18 protein-coding genes are annotated in these 22,710 nt (G+C 64.1%); 16 read left to right on the top strand and 2 right to left on the bottom strand.

All coding sequences use genetic code 11. The features are described from left to right. The first annotated feature begins 9 nt into the window (after nucleotides 1-9). The 6 genes from mraY (at nucleotide 10) to AB8A23_RS25785 (ending at nucleotide 6,893) form a co-directional block, all read left to right on the top strand. A complete protein-coding gene (gene mraY / locus AB8A23_RS25810; protein WP_068732324.1) occupies nucleotides 10-1,092 on the top strand; it encodes a phospho-N-acetylmuramoyl-pentapeptide-transferase in 1,083 nt (360 codons plus the stop codon). A 172-nt stretch (nucleotides 1,093-1,264) separates the two neighbouring features. Further along, the gene (gene murD, locus AB8A23_RS25805) at nucleotides 1,265-2,662 is read left to right on the top strand and encodes a UDP-N-acetylmuramoyl-L-alanine--D-glutamate ligase (RefSeq protein WP_439060658.1); all 1,398 of its coding nucleotides are present in this window, start codon (nucleotides 1,265-1,267) and stop codon (nucleotides 2,660-2,662) included. 118 nt (nucleotides 2,663-2,780) lie between these two features. Next, the gene (locus AB8A23_RS25800; RefSeq protein WP_439060659.1) at nucleotides 2,781-3,473 is read left to right on the top strand and encodes a uridine kinase; all 693 of its coding nucleotides are present in this window, start codon (nucleotides 2,781-2,783) and stop codon (nucleotides 3,471-3,473) included. Nucleotides 3,474-3,559: 86 nt separating this feature from the next. Next, nucleotides 3,560-4,708 (top strand): putative lipid II flippase FtsW, encoded by a 1,149-nt coding sequence (ftsW, locus tag AB8A23_RS25795; RefSeq protein WP_089267347.1) that lies wholly within the window; start codon nucleotides 3,560-3,562, stop codon nucleotides 4,706-4,708. Beyond that, nucleotides 4,705-5,808, top strand: a complete 1,104-nt coding sequence (gene murG / locus AB8A23_RS25790; protein WP_439060660.1) for an undecaprenyldiphospho-muramoylpentapeptide beta-N-acetylglucosaminyltransferase — start codon at nucleotides 4,705-4,707, stop codon at nucleotides 5,806-5,808. The genes ftsW and murG overlap by 4 nt, the downstream gene beginning before the upstream one ends. A gap of 50 nt (nucleotides 5,809-5,858) precedes the next feature. Next, complete coding sequence (locus AB8A23_RS25785; RefSeq protein ID WP_439060661.1) at nucleotides 5,859-6,893, top strand: phosphotransferase; 1,035 nt, start codon at nucleotides 5,859-5,861, stop codon at nucleotides 6,891-6,893. Nucleotides 6,894-6,911: 18 nt separating this feature from the next. On the opposite strand, the gene AB8A23_RS25780 is transcribed toward AB8A23_RS25785, so the two are convergent. Then, nucleotides 6,912-7,814, bottom strand: a complete 903-nt coding sequence (locus AB8A23_RS25780; protein ID WP_184514693.1) for a LysR family transcriptional regulator — start codon at nucleotides 7,812-7,814, stop codon at nucleotides 6,912-6,914. Between the two features lie 133 nt (nucleotides 7,815-7,947). Between AB8A23_RS25780 and AB8A23_RS25775 the strand changes: the two genes are divergently transcribed. The 3 genes from AB8A23_RS25775 (at nucleotide 7,948) to murB (ending at nucleotide 11,815) form a co-directional block, all read left to right on the top strand. Then, nucleotides 7,948-9,120, top strand: coding sequence for an MFS transporter (locus AB8A23_RS25775; protein ID WP_120289045.1), 1,173 nt, complete (start codon nucleotides 7,948-7,950; stop codon nucleotides 9,118-9,120). Between the two features lie 183 nt (nucleotides 9,121-9,303). Further along, nucleotides 9,304-10,707, top strand: coding sequence for a UDP-N-acetylmuramate--L-alanine ligase (gene murC / locus AB8A23_RS25770; RefSeq protein WP_068734093.1), 1,404 nt, complete (start codon nucleotides 9,304-9,306; stop codon nucleotides 10,705-10,707). A 187-nt stretch (nucleotides 10,708-10,894) separates the two neighbouring features. Then, entirely contained in the window at nucleotides 10,895-11,815 is a 921-nt protein-coding gene (gene murB / locus AB8A23_RS25765) for a UDP-N-acetylmuramate dehydrogenase (protein ID WP_439057688.1), read from the top strand. Between the two features lie 66 nt (nucleotides 11,816-11,881). Here the strand turns inward: murB and AB8A23_RS25760 are convergent, their stop codons facing one another. Continuing rightward, complete coding sequence (locus AB8A23_RS25760; RefSeq protein WP_089267341.1) at nucleotides 11,882-12,691, bottom strand: DUF4239 domain-containing protein; 810 nt, start codon at nucleotides 12,689-12,691, stop codon at nucleotides 11,882-11,884. Between the two features lie 133 nt (nucleotides 12,692-12,824). Between AB8A23_RS25760 and AB8A23_RS25755 the strand changes: the two genes are divergently transcribed. From AB8A23_RS25755 to recN, 7 genes are all read left to right on the top strand, one after another. Next, nucleotides 12,825-13,835 (top strand): D-alanine--D-alanine ligase family protein, encoded by a 1,011-nt coding sequence (locus tag AB8A23_RS25755; protein ID WP_439057689.1) that lies wholly within the window; start codon nucleotides 12,825-12,827, stop codon nucleotides 13,833-13,835. A 478-nt stretch (nucleotides 13,836-14,313) separates the two neighbouring features. Beyond that, complete coding sequence (locus AB8A23_RS25750; RefSeq protein WP_089267340.1) at nucleotides 14,314-15,318, top strand: cell division protein FtsQ/DivIB; 1,005 nt, start codon at nucleotides 14,314-14,316, stop codon at nucleotides 15,316-15,318. Beyond that, nucleotides 15,315-16,640, top strand: a complete 1,326-nt coding sequence (gene ftsA / locus AB8A23_RS25745) for a cell division protein FtsA (RefSeq protein WP_068734085.1) — start codon at nucleotides 15,315-15,317, stop codon at nucleotides 16,638-16,640. Before AB8A23_RS25750 ends, ftsA begins: the two co-directional genes overlap by 4 nt. 98 nt (nucleotides 16,641-16,738) lie before the next feature. Next, complete coding sequence (gene ftsZ / locus AB8A23_RS25740; protein WP_231077571.1) at nucleotides 16,739-18,508, top strand: cell division protein FtsZ; 1,770 nt, start codon at nucleotides 16,739-16,741, stop codon at nucleotides 18,506-18,508. Between the two features lie 345 nt (nucleotides 18,509-18,853). After that, nucleotides 18,854-19,819, top strand: coding sequence for a UDP-3-O-acyl-N-acetylglucosamine deacetylase (gene lpxC, locus AB8A23_RS25735; RefSeq protein WP_089267338.1), 966 nt, complete (start codon nucleotides 18,854-18,856; stop codon nucleotides 19,817-19,819). A 288-nt stretch (nucleotides 19,820-20,107) separates the two neighbouring features. Then, on the top strand, nucleotides 20,108-21,004 hold the full coding sequence (locus AB8A23_RS25730) for an outer membrane protein assembly factor BamD (protein WP_120289304.1): 897 nt from the start codon (nucleotides 20,108-20,110) through the stop codon (nucleotides 21,002-21,004). 13 nt (nucleotides 21,005-21,017) lie between these two features. Then, nucleotides 21,018-22,691, top strand: coding sequence for a DNA repair protein RecN (gene recN / locus AB8A23_RS25725; RefSeq protein WP_439057690.1), 1,674 nt, complete (start codon nucleotides 21,018-21,020; stop codon nucleotides 22,689-22,691). The last annotated feature ends 19 nt before the right edge of the window (nucleotides 22,692-22,710 follow it).

The raw sequence follows: 22,710 nt of genomic DNA, 5'->3' as shown, positions 1-22,710 counted from the left end.
GCGGACTGAATGTTCTACTGGCTGATCGACTTCGCGGGCACCGTGCCGGTGTTCAACGTGTTCCGCTACATCACCTTCCGCACCGGCGGCGCAGTGGTCACCGGCGCACTGTTCGTGTTCCTGTTCGGACCCTGGATCATCGACAATCTGCGTCTGCGCCAGGGCAAGGGCCAGCCGATCCGCACTGACGGCCCGCAGTCGCATCTGGTCAAGGTGGGCACGCCGACCATGGGCGGGCTGATGATCCTGTCCGGCCTGGTGGTCTCCACGCTGCTCTGGGCCAATCCGCGCAATCCCTATGTCTGGATCGTGCTGGCGGTCACCCTCGGCTTCGGCTTCGTCGGTTTCTACGACGACTATCTGAAAGTGACCAAGCAGAGCCACAAGGGCTTTGCCGGTCGCACGCGTCTGCTGATCGAATTCATCATCGCAGGCGCCGCCTGTTTCGCCTTCGTCAAGCTCGGCCGCGATCCACTGTCCTCCTCGCTGGTGATCCCGTTCCTCAAGGACGTGATCGTGAATTTCGGCTGGTTCTTCGTGCTGTTCGGCGCCTTCATCGTCGTTGGCGCTGGCAATGCCGTGAACCTCACCGACGGTCTCGACGGTCTCGCCATCGTGCCTGTCATGATCGCATCGGCCTCGTTCGGCATGATCGCCTATCTCGCCGGCAACGCGGTGTTCTCCGACTACCTGCAGATCAACTATGTCGCCGGCACCGGTGAACTCGCTGTGCTCTGCGGCGCGGTGCTCGGGGCAGGGCTTGGCTTCCTCTGGTTCAACGCGCCGCCGGCCTCGATTTTCATGGGCGATACCGGCTCGCTGGCGCTGGGCGGTATGCTCGGCTCCATCGCGGTGGCCGTGAAGCACGAGATCGTGCTCGCGGTGATCGGCGGCCTGTTCGTGCTGGAGGCCGTCTCGGTGATCGTGCAGGTCACGTCCTTCAAGCTCACCGGCAAGCGCGTGTTCCGCATGGCGCCGATCCATCACCACTTCGAGCAGAAGGGCTGGACCGAGCCGCAGATCGTGATCCGCTTCTGGATCATCTCGGTGATGCTGGCGCTGGTCGGCCTCTCCACGCTGAAGCTGCGGTGATTGAAATGAGATGGAGCGCCGCGCGTAGTGCTCCCTCCCCCCTTGCGGGGGAGGGCCGGGGAGAGGGGGGCCACGCACGCCGGACGTCGCTTGTTGACACCCCTCTCCCGGCGCTACGCGCCACCCTCTCCCGCAAGGGGAGAGGGGACAAGAAAGCAAACGGAGCGTTGCTTTGATCCCCGTCACCTCATTCGCCGGCAAGACCGTCGCCGTGTTCGGCCTCGGTGGCTCCGGCCTCGCGTCCTGCCACGCGCTGCAGGCGGGCGGTGCTGAAGTCATCGCCTGTGACGACAGCATCGACAGGATGGTCCAGGCCACGCAGGCCGGTTTCATCACCGCCGATCTGCGCACGGTCGCGTGGGGCAGTTTTGCGGCTCTGATCCTGACGCCCGGTGTGCCGCTGACGCATCCGGCGCCGCATTGGACAGTCGTCGCTGCGAAAGCAGCAGGCGTCGAGGTTATCGGCGACATCGAACTGTTCTGCCGCGAGCGCAAGCTGCATGCGCCCGATGCGCCCTTCGTTGCCATCACCGGCACCAATGGCAAATCGACGACGACGGCGCTTGTTGCGCATCTGATGCGCGAGGCCGGTTTCGATACGCAGATGGGCGGCAATATCGGTACCGCGATCCTGTCGCTCGAGCCACCGCGCGCTGGCCGCGTCCATGTGATCGAGATGTCGTCCTATCAGATCGATCTCACGCCCTCGCTCGATCCGTCCGTCGGCATCCTGCTCAACGTGACGCCCGATCATATCGATCGTCACGGCACGCTGGCGCATTACGCTGCGGTGAAGGAGCGTCTCGTCGCCGGCGTGCAGGCGGGCGGCACGGCCATCATCGGTGTCGACGACGACTGGTGCAGCAAAGCCGCTGATCGCATCGAACAATCCGGCAAGCGCGTGGTTCGCGTCTCCGTCGAACATCCACTGGCCGATGGCCTCACCATCCGTGGCAGCACCATCGTGCGCAATGCCGGCGGCGCGCAGAGCGATGTCGTCGATATCGCGGGTATCGGCTCGCTGCGTGGCTTGCATAATGCGCAGAACGCCGCCTGTGCCTCGGCCGCAGCGCTGGCGCTCGGCGTCAGCCCGGCCGTGCTGCAGAAGGGCCTGCGCAGCTTTCCCGGTCTTGCCCATCGCATGGAGCAGGTCGGGCGTCAGGGCGCGACGTTGTTCGTCAACGACTCCAAGGGCACCAATGCGGACGCTGCGGCGAAAGCGCTGTCGTCCTTTAACGACATCTTCTGGATCGCCGGCGGCAAGCAGAAGGAGGGCGGCATCACCTCGCTCGCCGAATTCTTCCCGCGCATCCGCGGCGCCTATCTGATCGGTGAGGCAGCGAACGACTTCGCGCAGACGCTGGACGGCAAGGTGCCATACGAGATCAGCGTCAGCCTCGACGTCGCGGTGGCCAATGCCGCGCGCGATGCCGCCGAAGCCGGGCTGACAGAGCCGGTCGTGCTGCTGTCACCCGCCTGCGCCTCATTCGACCAGTTCCGCAATTTCGAAATCCGCGGCGACCGGTTCAGGGAACTGGTGCTGGCGCTGGATGGGGTGAGGGCGGTTTAAGGCGCGATCTTCACGATCCAGTATCAGCCGACGTGTTCTGGCTCAGTCGAGGGAATATCACGCGGCTGTTAGGAGCCAACAGTCGAGGTCATTTGATCGCACCGTGCAGGGGGCGTTGATGATTGAGCCGTCGGATGATCGCAAGGACACGTCGCCGCTGATCGCAGAGATCGCCGAATTTATTCGGCATCATGCGACGGGCTCGATCCTCCGCGTCGGGATCGATGGCGTGGACGGTGTAGGAAAGACGGTGTTCGCGGACACGCTCGCGCGTGTAATCGGCACGCTCGGACGGCCCGTTATCCGCGCCTCCGTGGACAGCTTTCATAATACGCGCGAGATCCGATACCGGCAGGGGAAAACCTCTCCACGTGGCTTTTACGCGGACTCCTACAATTATGTTGAGTTGCGGAAAGTACTGCTCGATCCTCTCGGATCCGGCGGCTCACGCGTCTATTGCCCTGCCATCTTCGATCACACCGTGAACGCCCCGGTCGCCGCTTGCTGGTCGATTGCCGATCCCGATGCTGTCCTCGTCTTCGACGGCATCTTCCTGCATCGACCGGAACTCAGGGATGTCTGGAACCTGTCGATTTTTCTGGATGCGCCATTCGCCATCACCATCCCGCGCGGCGCCGGTCGCGGCCCCGGATACGGATCGGCTGATGTGGATGCCGCGTCCAACCGGCGTTATATCGAAGGCCAGCGCCTGTATCTGCAAGAGAACGACCCGCAAAACCGCGCGAATCTCGTCATCGACTATTCCGATTTCACGCACCCTGCAGTCACAGCCCGCCGCTGGCCGCCCTGAATGGAGCCAAATTTTCACAATCCATTAACCGTCTGGCAACCACGATGGCCCATCGATAGGAGTTCATCGACCCGCAGGACGCGCTTATGATCTCTCGCGAACAACGCACCCCGCTCAGCGAATGGTGGTGGACCGTGGACCGCCTGCTGCTGGCGGCGATCATCGCGCTGATGCTGGCGGGGGTGATCCTCTCGCTCGCGGCGTCGCCGCCGGTGGCGACCCGCATCGGGCTTGATCCGTTCCACTTCTTCAACCGGCACATCCTGTTCCTGGTGCCGTCGATTATCGTACTGATCGGCGTGTCCTTCATGACGCCGCGGCAGATCCGCCGCTCGGCGCTGGTCGTGTTCGCGATCTCCATCGTGCTGATCCTGGCGACCTTGCTGATCGGGCCGGAAGTGAAGGGCGCCAAGCGCTGGATCACCATCCTCGGCATCAACATCCAGGCATCTGAATCCGCCAAGCCGGCTTTCGTCGTCATCGCCGCCTGGCTATTCTCGGAATCCGCGCGCAAGCCGGAAATGCCGGCGACCTCCATGGCCATCGTCCTGCTGATGATGCTGGTGTCGCTGCTGGTGATGCAGCCTGACTTCGGTCAGACTATGCTGATCCTGATGGCCTGGGGGTCGCTGTTCTTCATCGCCGGCATGCGCATGGTCTGGGTGTTCGGCCTCGGCGCCACCGCGGCAGGTGGACTCTTGATGGCTTACTTCCTGGTGCCGCACGTGGCCGGCCGTATCAAACGCTTCATGGACCCCGCCTCGGGCGACACGTTCCAGGTCGATACCGCGATGGAAGCGTTTTCGAATGGCGGCTGGTTCGGCCTCGGGCCGGGCGAGGGCATCGCCAAGCGCAGCCTGCCGGACAGCCACACCGACTTCGTCTTCGCCGTCGGCGCCGAAGAGTTCGGCATCCTGCTGTGCCTCGCCGTGCTTAGCCTGTTTGCCTTCATCGTGATCCGCGCGATGTCGCGCGCTTACGCCACCGAAGATCTGTTCTCGCGCTTCGCTGCCTCGGGCCTCGCGATCCTGTTCGGCGTGCAGGCGGCGATCAACATGGCGGTCAATCTGCATCTGATCCCCGCCAAGGGCATGACGCTGCCCTTCATCTCCTATGGCGGCTCGTCGATGATCTCGCTGGCTTACAGCGTCGGCATGCTGCTCGCTTTGACGCGGATGCGCCCGCGCACCGAAGTCGAGGCGATCGACGCCCACGTCGCGCGCACTTACGCGTGATGAGTACCGCGCCCCTCATATTGCTGGCGGCGGGCGGCACCGGCGGACATCTGTTTCCGGCGGAAGCGCTCGGCGTCGCGCTGATGAAGCGCGGGCTGCGCGTCCGGCTCGTCACCGATGCGCGGGCGCTGAAATATAGCGGGCTGTTTTCGCGCGAGATGATCGATGTGGTGCCGAGCGAGACGGTGCGCTCCCGCAATCCCATCTCGCTAGCCCGCACCGCGATCATGCTCGCTGCTGGCACCGCGATGGCGCTGAATCTGATGCGCAGCCTGAAGCCAGCGGCGGTGATCGGCTTCGGTGGCTATCCGACTGTGCCGCCACTGTTTGCCGCGCGTCTGTTCGGCATTCCCACCCTCATTCACGATTCCAACGCCGTCATGGGCCGCGCCAACCGCATGCTGTCCGGCAAGGTCAGCGCCATCGCCACATCGCTGCCCGGCGTGCTCGACCGCGATCCCGAATTGTCGAAGAAGACCACCACCACAGGCACCCCGATGCGCCCGGCGATCCTCGCCGCTGCTGCCGTCCCCTATGCCGCGCCGGATCTCACCGGGCCATTCCGCTTGCTCGTCGTCGGCGGCAGCCAGGGCGCGCGCATCATGGCCGATATCGTGCCGCCGGCGATCGAGCGTCTCGAACCGGCGCTGTGGAATCGTCTCGTCCTCACACAACAGGTGCGCGACGAAGACATGAGCCGCGTGCGTGCCGTTTACGACAAGCTCAAGATCAAGGCCGAACTCGCGCCGTTCTTCAGCGATCTCCCCGCGCGTCTCGCATCGAGCCAACTTGTGATCTCGCGCTCCGGTGCGGGCACCGTCGCCGAACTTGGCGCCATCGGCCGTCCGTCCATTCTGGTGCCGCTGCCCGGTGCGCTCGATCAGGATCAGTTCGCCAATGCCGGTGTGCTTGCCGATGCCGGCGGCGCACTCCGCATCGCGCAGAGCGACTTTACGCCGGATCGTCTGGCGGCTGAAATCTCGGCGCTGGCCGGCGCGCCGGCGCGGTTGACCGCGATGGCTGCAGGTGCGCGCAAGGTCGGCAAGCTCGATGCAGCAGAGCGGCTGGCGGATCTGGTTGCCAAGGTCGCGAAGATTTAGGTCATCGGTTCTGCTACACGTCGTCCCCACGCGGTTCGCCCGGGGGGACAATGAGCGGAGAGCATCTTTCCAATATTCCGATGACGCACCGCGAGATCGCGCAGGCTGCGCTCAGGGCGTCCGTCGGTTCTGCAACCATCGATTCCATCCGGCCGATTCCGGGTGGCGTCTCGGGTGCTTTTGTCTATCGAGTAGCCGCCGGCGATCGCCGCTACGTATTGCGCATGGAGGGCTTTGCCAGTCCGCTGCGCAACCCGCATCAATATACGTCGATGCGCATCGCTGCAGAGGCAGGGATCGCGCCGCGGCTCTATCATGTGGACGAGGTCGCCCGTGTGGCGGTGATGGACTTCATCGTCGAACAGCCTCTGCAGTCCTATCCCGGCGGTCCCCATGCTTTGGCACAGGCGCTGGGAGAAATGCTGCGGCGCCTGCAGGCGACGCCGAGGTTCGGGCGCTTCGTCGATTATCCGGACATCACCGCCCGGCTGTGGGCCCATGTCTGCCGCACAAATCTGTTTGCGCCTGGCGTGCTCGATGCCCACACGCAGCGTCTGGCAGACCTCCGTAGCGCCTATACGTGGAATAGCGACGAGGCGGTTTCCAGCCACAACGATATCCTGCCGCGCAACCTTCTGTTCGATGGCGAGCGTCTGTGGCTGGTCGATTGGGAGTCGGCCTATTGCAACGATCCTGTCGTCGACATGGCGACCATGCTCGATAATTTTGCGCCGTCACCTGAACTCGAAGAGGTGCTTTTGCAGGCATGGCTCGGTCAGCCGCCTGATCGCGGCCTGCGCGATCGTCTCGAATTGATGCGCGCGCTCACCCGTCTGTTTTATGCGGGCGTCCAGTTCAGCGCCGTAGCGACCGCGTCGCGCTCGGTGCCGGACACGGACCTTTCGGCTCCTACACTTGCGGAATTCCGGCAAGCCTTGCGCGACGGGCGGCTGGCGCCCGACGCGTTGGAGACCAGGCATCTGCTTGGAAAGATGTATCTCGCTGCATTTTTCACGGGCGAGAAACCGCCGGGGCTGCCTCCGCCGATCAGTGCCTTTCAAGTAATGGGCACAGCGGAGGCATGACGACGAGGTGCTGAAACGCTACAGCCTCACGGTCTCCACCAGATAATCCAGAAACGCCCGCACCCTTGCCGGCAATTGTCCGCCGTGGCCGACGAACACCGCGTGGATCGGTTCGATGTCGCCTGGATTGAAAGCTTCGAGCACCGGCACCAGCCGGCCGGCCTTGATATCGGCCTCGACGTGAAAGCGTGCGAGCCGCGCGAGGCCCATGCCGGCCACGGCAAGGTGCTGCATCGCTTCGCCGTCGCTGACGAGGGCATTGCCTGACGGCATCACGGCGATTGTCTCGCCGCCGATCTTGAACGGCCAGCCGTTTTCCCACTTGGCGAAGCCGAAGCGCAGCAGATTATGGTCAGCGAGATTATCCGGCGTCTTGGGTGCGCCGCGCTCTTTGAGATAGTCCGGCGCGGCAACCACCACCATCCGGCTCTCGCCGAGTTTGCGCGCCAACAGTCGTGACTCGCGCATCAAGCCAACGCGAATGGCGACATCGGCGCGCTCTTCCAGGAGATCCACCACGAGATCCGTCAGAACGACCTCGACCTTGATGTCCGGATAGCGCTTCGCGAAATCCGGCAGCAGCGGCAGCAGGAGACGCAGGCCGAAGGGCACGCTGGTATTGACGCGCAGCAGGCCGCTCGGTGTGGCGCCGATGGCGGCCTCGCGTTCGGCCGCGCTGATCTCGTCGAGAATGCGTAGTGCGCGCTCGTAGAAAGCACTGCCTTCGGGGGTCAGTTGCAGCTTGCGCGTCGAGCGGTTGATCAGCCGCACGCCGAGCCGTGCTTCCAGCCGCGCCACCAGTTTGCTGACGGCAGAGGGCGTCATCCGGAAGGCCCGCGCCGCGGTCGAAAAACCGCCGAGCTCGACCACGCGGGTGAACACTTCCATCTCGCCGGAGCGGTTGACGTCCAGTCGTGACATCTGGCCGTAATTCGTTGAGTGAATTCAATTCACAAATATTGTTCCTATGCCACGTCTATCTCATCAATGTCAGGAGGTCCACATCTCCCGTCGTCGGGCAATTGGCCCGCTTCACCCACGGGACACCACGTTCATGCCTCTTGCACTCTACGCGCTTACCGCCGGCGCCTTCGGAATTGGCGTCACCGAATTCGTCATCATGGGTCTTCTCATCGAGGTCGGCGGCGACCTCGGCGTGTCGATCCCGGCCGCGGGTCTGCTGATCTCGGGCTATGCGCTGGGTGTCGTGCTCGGCGCCCCGATCATGACCATCGCCACCAGTCGCTGGCCGCGCAAAACCGTGCTGCTGGTGCTGATGGGCATCTTCACGCTGGGTAATCTCGCTTGCGCCCTGGCGCCGGATTACTGGAGCCTGATGGCCGCCCGCGTGTTGACGGCCTTTGCGCATGGCACGTTCTTCGGCGTCGGCTCGGTGGTGGCGACGAGCCTCGTGCCCGAGAACAAGAAGGCGTCGGCGATCTCCATCATGTTCGCCGGCCTGACGGTGGCGACCATTCTCGGCGTGCCGTTCGGGACGTGGCTCGGGCAGGGCTATGGCTGGCGCGCGACCTTCTACGCGGTGACGCTGGTGGGAATGGTTGCGATGGCCGCAGTGGCGCTGCTGGTGCCACCGGTCAAGGCGCCGGAAGAACACAGCAAGCTGTCCGACGATCTCGCAGTGCTGGCGCGGCCTCAGGTGCTGCTCGGCCTGCTCACAACAATTTTGGGCTGGATCGGCATCTTCGCGCTGTTCACTTATGTCGCGCCGATCCTGACGAAGATTTCTGGCTTCTCCGATGCGGCCGTGTCGCCGATCCTGCTGGTGTTCGGCGCGGGCGCCATCGTCGGCAATCTGGCCGGCGGACGTCTTGCCGATCGCTGGCCGGCGGGCAGCGTGTTCGGCAGCCTGCTGGCCCTGGCGGTGACGCTCGTGCTGATCACCTTCGCCGCGCATAATCAGGTCGCCGTCATCATCGCTATCGCGCTGCTGGGTGCCACGGCCTTCGCCACCGCGTCGCCCTTGCAGATGGCGGTGCTACGCAAGGCCGAGGGCGCCGGCCAGAGTCTCGCGTCGAGCTTCAACATTGCCGCGTTCAATCTCGGCAATGCCATTGGCGCGTGGCTTGGCGGCGCGGTGATTGCGCATGGCGGTCTGAGCGCGGTGCCATGGGTCGCGGCGCTCGCTCCGCTGGCTGGGGTCGCTGTGGCGCTCATTGCCAATCGTGCGGATCGCGCACCGGCGCCGGTTCCCGCGCCGGCGGAATAGGGTGCTCAAGGCGGATTCGCCTGATCCGCAAGCCAAATTTCCGTCTTTTTCGTCATGGCCGGGCTTGTCCCGGCCATCCACGTCTGTTTGAAGGAGTCATCTGCTCGAACGAGCTTGGATGCCCGGACGTCCAGCGAAGCTCGTTTCGCGCTGCCCGGACATGATGGAACATAGAGACGCCCCATGAGACTGCCGCGCGAAATCGGACCCATTCACTTTGTCGGTATCGGCGGCATCGGCATGAGCGGCATTGCCGAGGTGCTGTGCAATCTCGGCTACACCGTGCAGGGCTCGGACGCCTCCGAAAGCGCCAACGTCAATCGTCTGCGCGAGAAGGGCATCACCATCCATGTCGGCCACAAGGCCGATAACGTGTCGGGCGCCGACGTGCTCGTGGTCTCCACGGCGATCAAGCGCGACAATCCGGAGCTGATGGCCGCGCGCGCGCAGCGCATCCCTGTCGTGCGCCGCGCCGAGATGCTCGCCGAGCTGATGCGCTTGAAGAGCTGCGTCGCTATCGCGGGCACCCATGGCAAGACCACAACGACGTCGATGGTCGCCGCATTGCTCGATGCCGGCGAACTCGATCCCACCGTCATCAATGGCGGCATCATCAATGCCTATGGCACCAATGCGCGGCTCGGCGCCGGCGAGTGGATGGTGGTCGAAGCCGACGAGAGCGACGGCACCTTTCTGAAGCTGCCGGCCGATGTCGCCATCGTCACCAATGTCGATCCCGAACATCTCGATCACTTCAAGACCTTCGATGCCGTGCAGGACGCGTTCCGCCACTTCGTCGAGAACGTGCCTTTCTACGGCTTCGCTGTCATGTGCATCGATCACCCCGTGGTGCAGAGCATCGTCGGCAAGATCGAGGATCGCCGCATCATCACTTACGGACAGAACCCGCAGGCCGATGCGCGGCTGGTCGATCTGAAGCCTGCCAATGGCGGCTCGTCCTTCAAGGTCGCGTTCCGCGACCGCAAGGCCGGCACCGCGCATGAGATTGACAATCTGCTGCTGCCGATGCCAGGCCGTCACAACGCCCTCAATGCCACGGCAGCGATCGCCGTCGCGCATGAACTCGGCATGTCCGATGAGGCGATCCGCAAGGCCATCGCGGGCTTCGGCGGCGTCAAGCGCCGCTTCACCAAGACCGGTGAGTGGAACGGCGTCACCATTATCGACGACTACGGCCATCACCCCGTGGAGATTTCCGCCGTGCTGCGCGCCGCGCGTGAAAGCACCGCAGGCAAGGTGATCGCCGTGGTGCAGCCGCATCGCTACACGCGCCTGCAGTCGCTGTTCGAGGAATTCTGCACCTGCTTCAACGACGCCGACACCGTGATCGTCGCCGACGTCTATCCCGCCGGCGAAGCACCGATCGAGGGCATCGACCGCGACAATTTCGTGCTCGGCCTGCGCGCCCACGGCCATCGCGAGGTGATCCCGCTGCAGGAGTCGGCGGCGCTTGCTGGTCTTGTCGCGGGCGTAGCGAAGTCGGGCGATACGGTCGTGTGCTTGGGTGCAGGCAACATCACGCAATGGGCTTATGCATTGCCGGGCGAATTGAAGGCGCTGGGGTAGGGATTGTTGATGTTTGATATCAGCATCGCAACACACGCCGCTGCGCTCCCTCCCCCCTTGCGGGGGAGGGTCGGGGAGGGGGGGAACCCCGAGCGCCGGCGCCTGCGGCTTCCCCCCTCCCGGCGCTACGCGCCACCCTCCCCCGCAAGGGGGGAGGGTGCACACTTCGCACCGTGCAAAACACGCTATGACCTTCCCCGACATCACCCCCTCACTCAAATCCGCGATGCCCGATCTGCGCGGGCGTCTGCTCGCGAACGAGTCCCTCGCACCGCTGACATGGTTTCGCGTCGGTGGTCCGGCGCAGGTGTTGTTCACGCCAGCCGATGAAGACGACCTCGCTTACTTCCTGTCGAAGCTGCCGAGCGATATTCCGGTCACCGTCGTCGGCGTCGGCTCCAATCTCATCGTGCGCGATGGCGGCATCGAAGGCGTTGTCATTCGCCTGAGCCCGCGCGGCTTCGGCGCAACGTCAGCCGATGGCGACATTGTCAGCGCCGGCACGGCTGCGCTCGATAAGCGCGTGGCAGAGACGGCGGCAGCGGCGAATGTCGGCGGTCTCGAATTCTACTTCGGCATTCCCGGCTCCATCGGCGGCGCGCTGCGGATGAATGCCGGCGCCAATGGCGACGAGACCAAGGATGTACTGATCGAGGCCACCGCCATCGGCCGCGATGGCACGAAGCACGTCTTCGATAATGCCGGCATGGCGTTCGTCTATCGCAATTCCGGCGTCGATCCCTCGATCATCTTCACCTCAGCGAGATTCCGCGGAACGATTACAAAGCCCGCAGCCATTCGCGCGCGGATGGACGAGGTGCAGGCGCATCGCGAGACCGCGCAGCCGATCCGCGAAAAGACCGGCGGCTCCACGTTCAAGAACCCGCCCGGTCACAGCGCGTGGAAGCTGGTCGATGCCGCTGGCTGCCGCGGCCTGCGCGTCGGCGGCGCGCAGGTGTCGGAGATGCACTGCAATTTCCTGATCAACACCGGCGATGCCACGGCGAGCGATATCGAAACGCTCGGCGAGACCGTGCGCGCGCGCGTGCTGGCGCAGTCGGGCATCGATCTGCATTGGGAAATTAAGCGCATCGGCGTCGCGCCGTAACACGATATGTCTGACGCATTTCCTTAACGCGAACCGGCACCACTTCGCTCGGAAACGTTTTGGCTGCTATTTCGGCGGTGGCGGTAGTGCCGACGCCGGTCCGGCCTCGCTGATGCTCAGCAGATTTTCCAGCGGCGCAGGGGCGACGCGGAAGGCGCCGTCGAACGGATGCTCCTGCAGCGCGATAATGCCGAGCGCGACGATGGCGCCGCTGGCGAACACCGTGAGCGCCGCGAGCATGGCCCGCGGACGTTCCAGATGCACCAGCGCCAGCGCCAGTTGCGTGATCAGCCCGAGCAGCAGCACCGACGTCCATTTCAGATCGTTGGTGTGGTCGGTCGACAGGCTGAGCCGGTCATTGCGCGCGGTCCCCGCGCGGATCGAGGCGCCCATCAGCGCCCCATGCACCGTGTTGCTGGCATCGCGCGTGATGGCGGGATCGCTGATTTCGCGCAGCAGGCTGTCATAGGCCACATCGGTGCGCGGCGACTTCAGGCCGAGCAGCATTGCCGGCCATTCCTCCGTCACTTCCGATGTCACATAGGCCTTCAGCGCGGCGCGTATGTTGGACATGTCGGTGACCGATGCCACGCTCAGCGTGTGGATGTTGCGCAGCTCGCCGGCCTCGATCTGAACGGCGCGGACGGCCTGGCGATTACGGTCGCCGACGTCGCTGGCAAGGAAGCCCGTGAGCAGGCCGAACAGGATGGCCACCGAGGAAAAGAAGGGCGCGACGATGCCGTGGATGGACTTCAGCCGCATCGACAGCAGCCGGCTGGATGTCAGCCCCACGAGGATCAGTGCGACTCCGTAATAGATGGTGCCCAGCGTCGCGAAGATGCCGAAGGTAGAGAGTTCGAGCCAGGCTCTGATCATCAGGTCGCTTCCATGTCACCGCGGGGCGGGCTCGCAAAACCGCCCCCGACAAGGCATTATATGACTCGGCTAGCGTGATGCTATTGCCTTGTCGGCAAAGGCGCGATTCGCGGATGGGTTCGGAGACGACACGATGACGGAGCAGGCGAGACCTCAGCGGATCACCATCATGTTTGGTGGCCTGAACAAGGAGCGTCTGGTGTCGGTGGCCTCCGCACAGGCCCTGCACAGCGCGTTGCCCGATGCGGATCTGTGGTTCTGGGATGCCGATGACCGCGTCTACGAGACGTCGGGCACGGCGCTGCTCTCCCATGATCGTCCGTTCGAGGATCCGTTCAAGCCCGGTGGCAGCAGCATCGGCGTGCTGACGCAGGCGCTCGACAAGGCCCAAGCCGAGAACCGTGTGCTGGTGCTCGGCATGCATGGCGGCGCTGCGGAGAATGGTGAGCTGCAGGTGATGTGCGAAATGCGCGGCATCCCGTTCACCGGTTCCGGTTCGGCATCATCCAATCTGTCTTTCGACAAGGTCGGCGCCAAGCGTTTCGCGGTCATCGCAGGCGTGCCGATCGCGGCGGGTGTCGCATTGAACGATATGGAAGCGGCACTTGCAGAATACGGCAAGCTGATCGCCAAGCCTGCGCGCGATGGATCGAGCTACGGCCTGATGTTCGTCAATGCGAAGCAGGATTTCGTCGCTGTGCGCAACGCAGCCAAGACCGAGGATTATGTGATCGAGCCGTTCGTCGCCGGCGTTGAGGCGACCTGCGCCGTGCTGGAGCAGGCCGATGGCTCGCTGATCGCATTGCCGCCGATCGAGATCATTCCGGCCGATGGCGGTTTCGATTATGAGGCGAAGTATCTCGCCAAATCGACGCAGGAAATCTGCCCCGGGCGTTTCACGCCGGAGGTTTCCGCGGCGATCATGGATTTCGCGGTCAAGGCGCACCGCGCGATGTCGTGCCGCGGCTATTCGCGGTCGGACTTCATCGTGTCGGCCAAAGGCCCAGTCTATCTGGAGACCAATACGCTTCCGGGCCTGACCAAGGCTTCGCTCTATCCCAAGGCGCTCAACGCCCAGGGGATCAGTTTTGTGGATTTTTTGAACGGCCAGATCGAGCTCGCGGTGAAACGGGCAGGTGGCTAGCCAGCCAGTTATCTCACTCCGTCATGGCCGGGCTTGTCCCGGCCATCCACGCCTTACTTTGCTGCGAAGACGTGGATGCCCGGCATAAGGCCGGGCATGACGGAGTTTCAACCGCGAGCATTGCCGCAACCCGATCCCCCGCGTTAATTCCGGCAACCGGCGATGCCGGCCATGAAGCTGCCGCAGTTCCCTCGGGCGCGTCGGCCACACCTCGGCTAAAGTCTTCCACAGCCGCATCAAATCGCGCTCTGCGCCCATCCCCTTTACACTTTGTTTACCAGGAAGGCCGAAGGTTAACGCTGGCGGCGCGTGTGCGCTTGGCTGCCGAGGCGTGAGCTTTGCGGGGACTCCGTGACGACGCGTATCGATGGAAAACCGGCCTTTTTCAAAGGCTTGAATCCATCCCGGCAGGACCGAGACGTCACTCGCGCCTCAAGTCCCGCGCCAATGCGGACGTAACCTGTGACGAGCTCGTGGTATGGATGGTGGAGGACGCCTCTCTCGGTCGGTGCGACCCTTGAGGCCCCAAGCTGATCTTAAAATGGCTGCCCTTGGGGCAGGCATTCTGCTGCGCGAGCAGCTGAGCCCGCTCGCCCGCTTCTGGGCCCGCTTTCGTGCCGCCAAGCCTGCCGTCCGCGAACAGAGCTCCAACCGCTTCATCGCGACGCTCGAGCGTTATGCGCCGCGCCGCGTCGGCATTGCGGCCACCGTGCTGATGCTGACGGGCAGCCTCGCGCTCGGCGTGGTGAAGGGCAATCACGTTGACGAAATGGTCGAAGCTTTCAGCGATGCGCGCAATGCTGCCGCCAATGCTGCCGGCTTCCGCATTGCCTCCGTCATTCTCAACGGCCGCAAGCAACTGACCCAGGACGAGATCCTGGCCATCGGCGGCGTCAATGGTCGCTCGTCGCTGTTCTTCCTCGATGCCGCGGCTGTCCGCGATAAGCTCAAGGCCAATCCGTGGATTGCCGACGCCAATGTGCTGAAGCTCTATCCGAACCGTCTGCAGATCGATGTCACCGAGCGCACGGCCTTTGCGCTGTGGCAGGAGGACGGTCGTCTCTCGGTGATCGCCGATGACGGTGCCGTTCTCGAAAACTACGTGTCGCGCCGCTTCATGTCGCTGCCGCTGGTGGTGGGCAAGGGCGCCGACAGCAACGCCAGGGATTTCCTCGCGCTGCTGGATCGCTACCCACAGGTCCGCTCGGTCACCAAGGCCGCGATCTTCGTCGGTGAGCGCCGCTGGAATCTCCGCCTGAAGGATGGCCTCGACATCCGCCTCCCGGAAATCGACGTCGGCAACGCGCTGGCCATGCTCAGCAAGCTCGACAAGGAAGACCGCCTGTTCTCGCGCGACATCGTCGCCATCGACATGCGGCTGTCGGATCGGCTGACCGTGCGGCTCTCGGAAGACGCCGCGAAGGCGCGCGAAGATCTGTTCAAGGCACAAGACAAGTCCAAGAAGAAGGCTGGCGCGGCATGACCGGTCTCGATCGCAACCAGGCGCCGAAAACGCGTCAGATGGCGGCCAACCGCACCGCGCTGGTGGCGTCGCTGGACGTCGGCACCAGCAAGATCGCGTGCATGATCGCGCGTCTGCGGCCATCCGCGCCGAACGAAGCCCTGCGCGGCCGCAGCCATGCGGTTGAACTGATCGGCTACAGCCAGATCCAGTCGCGCGGCGTCAAGTCCGGTGCGATCGTCGATATGGGCGAGGCCGAGCAGGCCGTCCGTCAGGCGGTGGCGCTGGCCGAACGTATGGCCAAGGTTCGCGTCGAATCCGTTTTGCTGTCGGTGTCGGCCGGTCGCCTGCAGGGCCAACTGATTGAAGCGTCAGCCGATATCAAGGGCGGCGCCGTCACGGCGTCCGATATCGCACGTGTCACCTCGACCGGCATGCGCCACGCGACGCCGCCGGGCCGCACGGTGCTGCATGCATTGCCGGTCGGCTATTCACTCGATGGCGTGAAGGGCATTCGCGATCCCAAGGGCATGGTCGCCTCGCAGTTCGGCGTCGATATGAATGTCGTCACTGCGGACGCGACGGTCGCGCGTAACCTGATGCTGGTCGTCGAGCGCTGCCATCTCAACGTCGAAGCCATGGCTGCGGCGCCTTATGTCGCAGGTCTCTCTGTTCTCACCGACGACGAGACCGATCTCGGTGCTGCGGTCGTCGAGATGGGCGCAGGTACGACAACGATCGCGACCTATTCCGGCGGACGCTTCGTGCACGCGTCGGGATTTGCGGTCGGCGGGCAACACATCACCATGGATCTCGCGCGCGGACTCGGTGCTTGCATCGCGGATGCCGAGCGAATCAAGACGTTATATGGCACGGTGCTGACGGGTGGCTCCGATGCGCGCGAACTGATGAACGTGCCGACGGCTGGTGATAACGATCGCGATTTTCCGCAGGTCGTATCCCGCGCCACGATCGCGAACATCGTGCGTCAGCGTGCCGAGGAGATTTTTGAAATGGTCAGGGACCGGTTGGCGGATTCGCCCTTCGCTGCAGAACCGCGCGCACGCGTGGTGCTGTCAGGCGGCGCGTCGCAGCTCACGGGCCTTGCCGAACTCGGCAGCCAGATTCTCGGACGGTCCGTTCGCATTGCACGACCACTCGGCTTCGGCCGGCTGCCCAATGAAGCCAAGAGCGCTTCGTTCGCGGTGCCGTCGGGCCTCTTGGTCTATCCGCAATTCGCTCATCTTGAACATGTCGAACCGCGGCATACGCGGCAGCTCAAGACAGGGACCAGTGACGGTTATTTCGGAAAGGTCGGACGATGGCTTCGAGAGGGCTTCTGATGAAATTTTTCCGGCCAGTGTTTTTTCCATCTCCGACGCCATCGGCCACCGGTCAATGGCATGACCACACAACGCGCGCGTAATCGAGAGGCAACCTCATGACCATCAATCTCAACGTTCCTGATATCAGCGAGCTGAAGCCCCGCATTACCGTGTTCGGTGTCGGTGGCGCTGGCGGCAACGCCGTCAACAACATGATCACCGCCGGTCTGCAGGGCGTCGATTTCGTCGTCGCCAACACCGATGCGCAGGCGCTGACCATGTCGAAGGCCCAGCGCATCGTGCAGATGGGCACGCAGGTCACCCAGGGCCTCGGCGCCGGTTCGCAGCCGGATGTCGGTGCGGCCGCAGCGCAGGAAGTCATCGACGAAATCCGTGATCACCTGACCGGCGCCAATATGGTGTTCGTCACCGCCGGCATGGGCGGCGGCACCGGCACCGGCGCTGCTCCGGTCATCGCCAAGACCGCGCGCGACATGGGCATCCTCACCGTCGGCGTGATCACCAAGCCGTTCCACTTCGAAGGCCAGCGCCGCATGCGCACCGCCGAAGCCGGCATTGCCGAGCTGCACAAGGTGGTCGACACGCTGTTGATCATCCCGAACCAGAACCTGTTCCGGGTCGCCAACGAGAAGACCACTTTCGCCGACGCTTTCGCGATGGCCGACCAGGTGCTCTATTCGGGCGTTGCCTGCATCACCGACCTGATGGTCAAGGAAGGCCTCATCAACCTCGACTTCGCCGACGTGCGCGCAGTCATGAAGGAGATGGGCAAGGCGATGATGGGCACCGGCGAAGCCACCGGTGAGAAGCGCGCGCTGACCGCAGCGGAAGCTGCGATCGCCAACCCGCTGATCGACGATAGCTCGATGAAGGGTGCCCGCGGCCTGCTGATCTCGATCACCGGCGGCAAGGATCTGACCCTGTTCGAAGTCGACGAAGCCGCGACCCGTATTCGCGAAGAAGTCGATGCCGACGCCAACATCATTGTCGGCGCCACCTTCGACGAGAGCCTCGACGGCGTGATCCGCGTGTCGGTCGTCGCCACCGGCATCGAGCAGGCCATGCTGGCCCGCAATTCCTCGGCTCCGGTGACCACCGTGACCTCGGCCGTTGCGGCTCCTGCTGGCAACGGCGCTCCGGATGCCCGCCTGGCCGATCTGACCGCGCGTCTCCGCGCGGACAACCAGCGTCTCGCTGCCGCAGCGGCTGCCAAATCTGTCGGCGCTCCGGCGCCCGCTGCTGCGCCCCGTGCCCCGGCGACCAGCCATGAGCGTGCCGCGCTCGCCGCCATCGCCGCTGCTGTGGCTCCGGAAGCCGCTGCGCCGCAGCAGTATGGCGACGTGATGGTGCGTCCGATCGCGCAGAAGCCCTCGCTGTTCCCGGAAGCGCCGCGTCAGGAAGCCCCTGTCGAAGCGCCGATCCCCGAACAGTTCATTCCGCCATCGGCCGAACGTGCTCCGCTGCGCGCTCCGCGGATGCCGAAATTCGAAGAACTGCCGATGCCGGCCCAGAACGAGATCCGTCAGGCACGTGGCGAATCGGAAGAGGAACCGCAGAAGGCTCGCCTGTCGCTGCTGCAGCGTCTGGCCAATGTCGGTCTCGGCCGCCGCGACGAGGAAACGGAAGCGCCGGTCTCCGGTCGTCCGTCGGCCCCGCCGATGGCTCCGATGCCGCCGCTGCCCGAGCGTAAGCCACAGCGCAGCGTCGCCCAGCAGATGGGTAACGAGCCGCCGGTGTCCGAATACGCCCGCCGTCCGGCCCCGCAGGGTCTTGATTCTCATGGCCGCCCGGCACCTGTTGCGCCGGCGCCACAGGGCGATGATCATCTGGATATCCCGGCCTTCCTGCGCCGCCAGACCAGCTGACCTTTGTTACAATCGTGACGACGACAGAAGCCCCGGCTGGATCAGCCGGGGCTTTCGTTTGTGACAGCCACCAAAAGGCGTAGGATTTCTTAACCTATTGATAGTAAGTCATTAATCTTTACCGTCGCGCTCTGCCAAGGCTCGAAACGGCCGTGGAACCGGCAGAAATTTTGGTTAACCCCTGGCCTGATTGCGGCAAAGGTGGGGTAACAATCGGTAAAAAAGCGTGAGTTGGCGCACTTTGTGGCAGGGGTTAATGTGACTGCGACTCGGGGACTCAGGAGGCCGCAAGGTTCGACTGAGAGAGTCCCTCTCATGACGAGAGGCTACTTGGGTGGGTACCTTATGACTTTCAGCCGACAGACAACGCTTGGATCGCAAGCCACCGTTACCGGTGTCGGCGTCCATTCTGGAAAGCCTGTCAGTCTCACGCTTGGACCTGCGCCCGTCGATGCAGGTTATATTTTTGTTCGCACCGGTCTTGAAGGTGCTGATCGCGAAATCCAGGCCGACGCCAAATCCGTTATCGCCACCGAGTTTGCCACCGTGCTCGGCGATCGTGAAGGCCCAATCGTTTCCACCGCCGAACATGTTCTCGCTGCGCTGCGCGGCATGGGCATCGACAACGCCACCATCGAAGTCGATGGACCGGAAGTGCCGATCATGGACGGCTCCGCAGCCGCCTTCGTCGCCGCCATCGATCAGGCCGGCGTTGTGGAGCAGGGCGCCCGTCGCCGCTTCATTCAGGTTCTCAAACCGGTGCAGGTTGCCATCGGTGACTCGTTCGGCGAAATCCGCCCCCACGCTGCGGGTTTCCGCGCCGAAGTCGAAATCAGCTTCGCCAATCCGGTGATTGGCCGCCAGAGCTACGTGCTCGATCTCAATCCCGAATCCTTCCGCCGCGATATCGCCCGTGCCCGCACCTTCGGTTGCATGAACGACGTGGCCCGCCTCTGGAGCGCCGGTTTTGCGCTCGGCGCGTCCTTCGAGAATTCCGTCGTGTTCGACGATGACAAGCTGCTCAACACCGAAGGCCTGCGCTACAGCGATGAATGCGCCCGCCACAAGGTGCTGGACGCTGTCGGCGATCTCGCGCTGGCAGGTCTGCCGATCCTCGGCGCTTACCGCTCGGTGCGCGGCGGCCACAAGCTCAACAACGCCGTGCTCTGCGCCCTGATGGCCGATCGTTCGGCCTGGAAGATCGTCGAAGCCGATGCCGTCCCTGTCCGCCGCGGCCGCGCCAGCGCCGATGTCACCTCGGGCATGCTTGGCGGCATGATCGCCCCGGCTTTCGGCCCGGACGTTTCCTAAGATCGGGCTTTCTGGCCTTCTTCTACCCGCTGCCGGTATTTTGCGTTGCGCTTTTGCGGGCGCGTAGACCTTTGCGGGCACCGAGACATCCCCGGTAACCATAACCGCCTGTATCTCCACATCCTTCGCCTTAATCCGGGCGAAATGGCTCCGTATCCGGTTGGTTAACGGATGTCATTCGGGTAGATAGAGCACGCGGTCAAGCGAAGCTGCGGGCGCGTATCCGGTTGGTCCGTGATTGTGCGCGTACCGCGCAGACACCGCATGAAGGCGTCAGGTCTCAGATATATGTCGGCACAGCGCATTACGCTCGAATCCCGTGATTCCCTGCTCACCCGCTTCGGCCGCCATGTGCGGTTGGCGTCGGGCCTCATCGTGCTGGCCGTGCCGCTGAGTGGCTGCGGCACCGGCGCACTGTGGGACAAGTTCGGCACCAAGGACGACACTTTCGTCGAGGAGCCCGCCGACAAGCTCTACAATGAGGGCTTGTACCTCATGAACAACAACAAGGATCCCAAGGCCGCCGCGAAGAAATTCGAGGAAGTCGATCGTCAGCATCCGTATTCGGAATGGGCGCGCAAGTCGCTGCTGATGTCGGCCTATGCGGCCTACGAATCCGCCGACTACGACACCTGCATCGGCTCGGCCACGCGCTATGTGACGCTGCATCCCGGTAGCCCGGATGCGGCCTATGCGCAGTATCTGATCGCCGCCTCGCATTACGACCAGATCCCGGACATCTCGCGCGACCAAGGCCGCACCGAAAAGGCAATGGCTGCGCTCGAGGAAGTGGTCCGCAAATATCCGACCTCGGAATATGCGACCTCGGCCAAGAAGAAGCTGGAAGGCGCACGCGACCAGATTGCCGGCAAGGAAATGGAAATCGGCCGCTACAATCTCGATAAGCGCAACTACACCGGCGCCATCAACCGCTTCAAGACCGTCGTGACACAGTACCAGACCACGCGTCACGTCGAGGAGGCGCTGATGCGCCTGACCGAGGCCTATATGGCGATCGGCGTGGTCAACGAGGCGCAGACCGCTGCCGCCGTGCTTGGCCACAACTTTCCTGACAGCAAGTGGTACAAAGACGCCTACAATCTTGTAAAGTCCGGCGGTCTCGAGCCGAGCGAGAACAAGGGGTCTTACCTGAGCAAGGCCTTCAAGAGATTTGGCCTCGGTTAGGAACTGACCTCCCATGCTGGCCCGTCTGTCGATCCGTGACATCGTCCTGATCGAACGGCTCGATATCGAGTTTTCCCGCGGTCTTGCAGTGCTGACCGGTGAAACCGGCGCCGGCAAATCCATTCTTCTCGATGCCTTCGCGCTGGCCCTCGGCGGCCGTGGCGATGCCGGCCTAGTGCGCCACGGCGTCGAGCAGGGCCAGGTCACGGCCGTGTTCGACCTGGCCAAGGGCCACCCGGCGCTGGCGATTCTCAAGGACAATGGTTTCGACGACGATTCTGGCGAGATGATTCTGCGCCGCGTGCAGCTCGCCGATGGCCGCACCCGTGCCTTCATCAACGATCAGGCGATCTCCGTGCAGACCATGAAGGCGGTCGGCGCAGCTTTGGTCGAGATCCACGGCCAGCACGATGAGCGCGCCCTCGTGGATGCCGCCACCCATCGCCGGCTGCTCGACGCTTTCGCCGGGCTGGAAAAGGACGTCACCGCGCTGGAGACGCTCTGGGACGCCCGCAAGACCGCCTATGCGGCGCTGGAGACCCATCGCGCCAATATGGAGCGCGCCGCGCGCGATGCCGATTATCTGCGCCACGCCGCGGATGAGCTGAAGAAGCTCAATCCGAAGGACGGCGAGGAGAGCAAGCTTGCGGAGCGCCGCACCGGCATGATGCAGGGCGAGAAGATCGCGGCGGATCTGCGCGAGGCACAGGAAGCCGTGTCCGGCCATCATTCGCCGATCTCGTCGCTGGCCGCCGCCGTGCGCCGGCTGGAGCGCCGCGCCGGATCATCGCCGTCGCTGGTCGAGCCCGCGGTGAAAGCGATCGACGTCGCCATCAACGCGCTGGAAGAAGCCGACCAGCATCTCAGCGCCGCGCTCATCGCTGCCGATTTCGATCCTGCGGAACTCGAGCGCATCGAGGAACGGCTGTTCGCGCTGCGCGGCGCCGCGCGAAAATATTCGACGCCCGTCGACGGGCTCGCCGCGCTGGCCGCGAAATACTTTGCCGATGTCGCCACCATCGATGCCGGCGCCGGCCAGCTCAAGGGACTGGAGACCGCGGCGTCGGATGCCGACAGGAAATACAGCGCTGCGGCGACCAAGCTTTCGGCCGCGCGCATCAAGTCCGCCGAGAAGCTCAACAAAGCCGTCATCGCCGAACTCGGGCCGCTCAAGCTCGAACGTGCCAAGTTCATCACCCAGGTCGACAGCGATGCCGCGACGCCGGGTCCGTACGGCATCGACCGCGTCGAGTTCTGGGTTCAGACCAATCCCGGCACCCGCCCTGGCCCGATGATGAAGGTCGCCTCCGGCGGCGAACTCTCGCGCTTCCTGCTGGCGCTGAAAGTCGTGCTGTCCGACAAGGGCTCCGCGCCGACTTTGGTGTTCGACGAAATCGACACCGGTGTCGGCGGCGCGGTGGCCGACGCCATCGGCGCGCGCCTGGCGCGGCTTGCCGGCAAGGTCCAGGTGATGGCCGTCACCCACGCCCCGCAGGTGGCGGCTCGGGCCGACCAGCATCTGCTGATCTCCAAGGACGCCCTCGACAAGGGCAAGCGCGTGGCGACGCGCGTCAACACGCTGGCGGAGGATCACCGCCGCGAGGAAATCGCGCGGATGCTCGCGGGTGCGGAGATCACCGCCGAAGCGCGGGCCGCAGCGGAGCGGTTGCTCAAGGGCGCGGCCTGATTTGAACGTCATTCCGGGG

This window comes from Tardiphaga sp. 619_E2_N8_4 (assembly GCF_051810905.1).
GTDB classification, from domain to species: Bacteria; Pseudomonadota; Alphaproteobacteria; order Rhizobiales; family Xanthobacteraceae; genus Tardiphaga; species Tardiphaga robiniae.
The sequence above is the reverse complement of the archived record's forward strand: the minus strand, read 5'-3'. Positions and strand labels throughout refer to the sequence as shown.

Excerpts from the sequence above, each read along its gene's own strand:
- murC (WP_068734093.1), top strand. The coding sequence starts at position 9,304 with ATGAGACTGCCGCGCGAAATCGGACCCATTCACTTTGTCGGTATCGGC.
- murB (WP_439057688.1), top strand. The coding sequence starts at position 10,895 with ATGACCTTCCCCGACATCACCCCCTCACTCAAATCCGCGATGCCCGAT.
- AB8A23_RS25760 (WP_089267341.1), bottom strand. The coding sequence starts at position 12,691 with ATGATCAGAGCCTGGCTCGAACTCTCTACCTTCGGCATCTTCGCGACG.
- lpxC (WP_089267338.1), top strand. The coding sequence starts at position 18,854 with ATGACTTTCAGCCGACAGACAACGCTTGGATCGCAAGCCACCGTTACC.
- AB8A23_RS25800 (WP_439060659.1), top strand. The coding sequence starts at position 2,781 with ATGATTGAGCCGTCGGATGATCGCAAGGACACGTCGCCGCTGATCGCA.
- AB8A23_RS25755 (WP_439057689.1), top strand. The coding sequence starts at position 12,825 with ATGACGGAGCAGGCGAGACCTCAGCGGATCACCATCATGTTTGGTGGC.
- AB8A23_RS25780 (WP_184514693.1), bottom strand. The coding sequence starts at position 7,814 with ATGTCACGACTGGACGTCAACCGCTCCGGCGAGATGGAAGTGTTCACC.
- ftsW (WP_089267347.1), top strand. The coding sequence starts at position 3,560 with ATGATCTCTCGCGAACAACGCACCCCGCTCAGCGAATGGTGGTGGACC.
- AB8A23_RS25785 (WP_439060661.1), top strand. The coding sequence starts at position 5,859 with ATGAGCGGAGAGCATCTTTCCAATATTCCGATGACGCACCGCGAGATC.
- AB8A23_RS25775 (WP_120289045.1), top strand. The coding sequence starts at position 7,948 with ATGCCTCTTGCACTCTACGCGCTTACCGCCGGCGCCTTCGGAATTGGC.
- ftsZ (WP_231077571.1), top strand. The coding sequence starts at position 16,739 with ATGACCATCAATCTCAACGTTCCTGATATCAGCGAGCTGAAGCCCCGC.
- AB8A23_RS25750 (WP_089267340.1), top strand. The coding sequence starts at position 14,314 with ATGGATGGTGGAGGACGCCTCTCTCGGTCGGTGCGACCCTTGAGGCCC.
- mraY (WP_068732324.1), top strand. The coding sequence starts at position 10 with ATGTTCTACTGGCTGATCGACTTCGCGGGCACCGTGCCGGTGTTCAAC.
- ftsA (WP_068734085.1), top strand. The coding sequence starts at position 15,315 with ATGACCGGTCTCGATCGCAACCAGGCGCCGAAAACGCGTCAGATGGCG.
- recN (WP_439057690.1), top strand. The coding sequence starts at position 21,018 with ATGCTGGCCCGTCTGTCGATCCGTGACATCGTCCTGATCGAACGGCTC.
- AB8A23_RS25730 (WP_120289304.1), top strand. The coding sequence starts at position 20,108 with ATGTCGGCACAGCGCATTACGCTCGAATCCCGTGATTCCCTGCTCACC.